Origin of the sequence: Microbulbifer mangrovi, assembly GCF_002009015.1 — a bacterium.
Lineage (GTDB): Bacteria > Pseudomonadota > Gammaproteobacteria > Pseudomonadales > Cellvibrionaceae > Microbulbifer > Microbulbifer mangrovi.
The window spans coordinates 1-4329 of sequence record NZ_LZDE01000162.1; the positions used below are offsets into that span (position 1 = coordinate 1).

At 58.8% G+C, this 4329-nt stretch carries 3 protein-coding genes; 2 read left to right on the plus strand and 1 reads right to left on the minus strand.

Features of this window, described 5'->3' with window-relative positions; all coding sequences use genetic code 11:
- The first annotated feature begins 218 nt into the window (after nucleotides 1–218).
- Nucleotides 219–1298, plus strand: coding sequence for a uroporphyrinogen decarboxylase (gene hemE / locus B4U49_RS01135; protein ID WP_078082755.1), 1080 nt, complete (start codon nucleotides 219–221; stop codon nucleotides 1296–1298).
- Nucleotides 1299–1492: 194 nt separating this feature from the next.
- Nucleotides 1493–2875, plus strand: coding sequence for a cyclic di-GMP phosphodiesterase (locus B4U49_RS01140; RefSeq protein WP_078082756.1), 1383 nt, complete (start codon nucleotides 1493–1495; stop codon nucleotides 2873–2875).
- A 32-nt stretch (nucleotides 2876–2907) separates the two neighbouring features.
- Here B4U49_RS01140 and B4U49_RS01145 read toward each other — a convergent pair whose 3' ends face one another.
- Nucleotides 2908–4161 (minus strand): MFS transporter, encoded by a 1254-nt coding sequence (locus tag B4U49_RS01145; protein WP_078082757.1) that lies wholly within the window; start codon nucleotides 4159–4161, stop codon nucleotides 2908–2910.
- Nucleotides 4162–4329: the final 168 nt, after the last annotated feature.

Sequence of the window (4329 nt, forward strand, 5' to 3'; positions counted from 1 at the left end):
GCCGAGCCCCCATGGATGGGTTATCGGGTGGGGCGCCTAGCTCGTGTCCCGCGTAGGTGCACCCGGTAGCAAAGCCGCCACTAAGCCTCCCGAATGCATACCACCAATTCTCGATAGACCAATCCAATCAAGCGCATAAATCCCGAGTTAGGTGAGTCCCTGTCCTAATTCGACCCTCAAGAGTACAATGGCCGCCCATTTACCCAACCGTTGCGCCCATGTCCGATACCAAGTTCGCCCCGCTTAAAAACGACCGATTCCTCCGTGCCCTGCTGCGCCAGCCCGTTGACCGCACTCCCATGTGGATGATGCGTCAGGCCGGTCGCTATCTGCCGGAGTACCGTGCAACCCGCGCCAAGGCCGGCTCGTTTATGGACCTGTGCCGCAATACCGAGCTCGCATGTGAGGTTACCCTCCAGCCCCTGGAGCGCTACCCGTTGGATGCCGCGATCCTGTTTTCTGACATCCTCACCATTCCCGACGCCATGGGGCTCGGACTGTATTTCGAGGAAGGTGAAGGGCCCAAATTCAAGAAGCCAGTGCGTACCAGTGCCGATATTGCAGCGCTGGAAGTGGTGAATACCGCGAGTGATCTCAGCTACGTCACCGACGCCGTCACTACCATCCGTCGCGAGCTGAACGGTCGCGTGCCCCTGATCGGCTTCTCCGGGAGTCCTTGGACCCTGGCTACCTATATGATCGAGGGTGGTTCCAGCCGCGATTTCGCCCGCGCCAAGGAAATGCTCTACAACCGCCCGGAAGACATGCACCAGTTGCTGACCGTGTTAGCGGATTCGGTGATTGATTACCTGAACGCGCAGATCCGTGCCGGCGCACAGACGGTACAGATTTTTGATACCTGGGGCGGGGCCCTGAGCCACACGGCCTATCGCGAGTTCTCCCTGCAATATATGGCGCGTATCGTTGACGGGCTGATCAAGGAGCAGGATGGCCGTGCGGTACCGGTAATCCTGTTTACCAAGGGCGGCGGCCAGTGGCTGGAAGCCATGGCAGATAGTGGCGCTACCGCACTGGGACTGGACTGGACTACCGATATCGCTCAGGCCCGCGCGCGGGTGGGCGACCGGGTCGCGCTGCAGGGCAATCTGGACCCATCGATCCTGCTGGCAAATCCGCAGCGAATCCGCGAGGAGGTCGCTTCAGTGCTGGCGGGCTTCGGTAAAGGCAGCGGCCATATCTTCAATCTCGGCCACGGAATCACCCCAAAAGTCGATCCGGCCCATGCTGGCGCCATGTTTGATGCGGTGGTGGAGCTCTCTCCGCAGTATCACCAATAATCCAAAAATCGGTCTGTAAATACTTACTGACCGTTTTTGCGTGACGCGCGTCACAAAAATGATGTCTACTAGAGAGTAGAATCGTGTGACAATCCGCCCCGCTTCGGCTTCTAGCGGGGTTTTAGTGTGTCGGCTGTGCCGTTATCTGGCTGACACCAGCAATACCCAGAACAAAAATACGCGGCAACTATCAAGTGGCAATCCAGCAGGCGAAAGTATTCGTTGAAGACTTGCAGCGAGGCATGTTTGTGTCTCGCCTGGATCGCCCGTGGACGCGTACTCCCTTCGCCCTGCAGGGCTTTTATATCCGCGATCTGGAAGAAATCCGTCAGCTGCAAAAATACTGTCGCTTTGTGTATGTCGACGTTACCAAGACGGTTGGCGACGTAGGCGTCAAGCTGCGCAAGCTGACCCGCGCAGCCAGCGAACAGATCGCAGCCCAGAAACAGTCTCAGGGGCGGGGCACTCCGCGCCGTGTCCCCGTTGCCATTAACTGTAAACCGGTTCAGATCCGGCATGATAGCTACGCGCCGCCGGAGCCGGCGCGCAAAGAGGCTGCGAAAGCCCGCCAGTTACACGAGCGTATTATCCAGGGTATGCACGAGGTCATGGTGCAGTTGAAGTCTGACCGACCGCTACCCACTGCGCAGGTAAGCCAGACTGTGTCCCAGATGGTGGATAGTGTACTGCGCAGCCCGGATGCCTATTCCTGGCTTGCGCGGGTGCGGGAAAAAGATGAACACACCTACAGTCATTCGGTTCGAGCGAGTGTGTGGGCTGTGGTTTTCGGGCGACATATCGGCCTGCGTCGCCAGGAGCTCGTGCAGTTGGGCATCGCCACCCTGCTGAAGGACGTGGGCAAGCTGTATCTTTCCGATGGAATCCTGAAAGCGCAAAAACGAGATCCACGGGAAGAGCTGGAGTATCGAAAGTTCGTGGATTACAGCGTAAAACTGTTGTCCGCAGACCCAAATGTCGATGCTCAGGTGGTGTCGATCGTGCAGTGTCACAAAGAGCAGCACGATGGCAGCGGCTATCCGCGTGGACTGCGCGGTGGGCAGATCCCGGTACTGGCACGTATGTGCGGCATCGTGACTTTTTACGATGAAGCGACCAACCCGCGCGGTGCGGAATTCCCGCTGGCGCCGTCCAAAGCGGTGGCACAGCTGTATGAATTGCGCGATTGCGCTTTCCAGGAACAGCTGGTGCTGGAATTTATTCAGTCCATCGGCCTGTATCCCACCGGCACCCAGGTGGAGCTTTCCACTGGCGAGCTGGCAGTGGTGCTGGAGCAGAGCCACAAGCGCCGCCTGAAGCCGAAAGTCATGCTGGTGACTGACGCCAACAAAAAGCTGCTGGAAAAGCCGCGGTTGTTCGATATGGCGGCGGATGATGATCGCAAGCAGTCGCTGGTGGAAAAGGGCAAGAAATCCCTGCGCGATGCCGGTTTCATCACCATCCTGCACGACCTGGACCCCGTTCGCTATCCGCAGGTGGATGTGGCGAAAGTACGCGATCAGTATCTTTTCGAGCAGCGCCTGCCGGCATTTATCGCGCGTTTTATTCCGAACCGCTGATTTCCCGGCGCAGCTTCTAATCCCTTCCGTTTTTACTTTTCTCGATTAACCCAGGACTTTCTGCTGGCAGCTTGCTGTGGCTTCTGTTTTGCGGTCCAGGGTGCGAATACTGCAAGTAGGCAGCCAGCGAGAATAACTGTCGCCAGCAACAAGCCCACGCCGTACACGTCCATCCCTCGATCCAGTAAAAAGCCCAGCAACAGTGGTGATGCCGCGGTTGAGAAAACCATGCAGGCTTGGGAAACCGAGCGGATGGCGCCGAGATGGGTGCTGCCGTAGCGCTCGGGCCAGAGTGCGCTGCCGGCGGTGCCGGTACCGGCCTGGGCCACGCCGATCAGCGCGAGATACACGTAGGGTACCCAGGGCTCCTGACGAAGGGCTAACAGCAGCAGGGCGGCGATCATCGGAAGGAGGGCCAGTGGCAGGCTGCGCTGGGCACCAAAGCGGTCCACCAGCCCTCCAGCAAAGAACAGTGCCAACAGGTGTCCCGCGGCATAGCCGCCGAAAGCTCCCGCGAGCACGCTCATCGACCAGCCCCGCTCGTCGGCGATGGCAGCCTGGTGGAACAGTACGGCGGTGACCACAAAGGGAGTCATCAGCACCGCGGGCAACAGGCAGTAAAAGCCGCGATCCCGCAATACCTGAGAGCGGGTGTAATCGCTTTCACCGCTGGGAGCTGCACTCTCACTTTGGCTGCTGTCTTCCCCGGTATCGCCGGCGAGCCACAATAGGGCTGGTAACACGGCGAGTATCAGCATCCCGGCGGCCAGCCACCACACGCTGCGCCAGCCGCTGTTCTCAATTAGCAGGGAGCCGCCGGTGGGCAACAGGGCTTCGGCGATTGGGAAGCCCAGCGCGGCAAGGGCAATTACTTTGCCGCGATTGGCGGTGAAGTAGCGACCCGCTGTGGTCATCCCCATGTGGGTCATAAATCCCTGGCCGGCAAACCGCAGCAGGAAAAACCCCGGCAGCAACATCCACGCACTCTGCGAAACGGCCAGGGTCAGGCAGCCGGCGCTCAGTAAAAGTACGCCGAGGGTGGCGACCCGTTTCAGTGGCCAGCGATCTACCAGGGTGCCTGCACCCAGTAAAACAAATGCGGACAGCAGGGTGGCAGCACTGTAACTGGCACCGTACCAGCTGTTGCTCAGCGCAAATTCCTGCCGCAGGGCGCCGCCGAAAATTGCGATAAAAAATGTCTGGCCAAACCCGGAGGCTGCGACAGCCAGCAGTGCAAAAAATGCGAGCTTGGGATTACTGCGAATAAAAAATGGTACTTGGGGCATGGCTTTGAATTTGCCTATTGGCTCATCAACGAAGTGGAGTTGAAGAGAAGGACGGGCTGCCCGCTACGGGTTTGCGAGACGTTGATTCGGGCAAAGCCCTCACCCTTCGGGCGCCTCCGGCGTCCTAAGCGGTTATACCGCTTAGTCTAAAACAGGGATGTTTTAGAA

Bases quoted from the DNA above. Each gene is read 5' to 3' on its own strand.
- hemE (WP_078082755.1), top strand. From the start codon at position 219: ATGTCCGATACCAAGTTCGCCCCGCTTAAAAACGACCGATTCCTCCGT.
- B4U49_RS01145 (WP_078082757.1), bottom strand. From the start codon at position 4,161: ATGCCCCAAGTACCATTTTTTATTCGCAGTAATCCCAAGCTCGCATTT.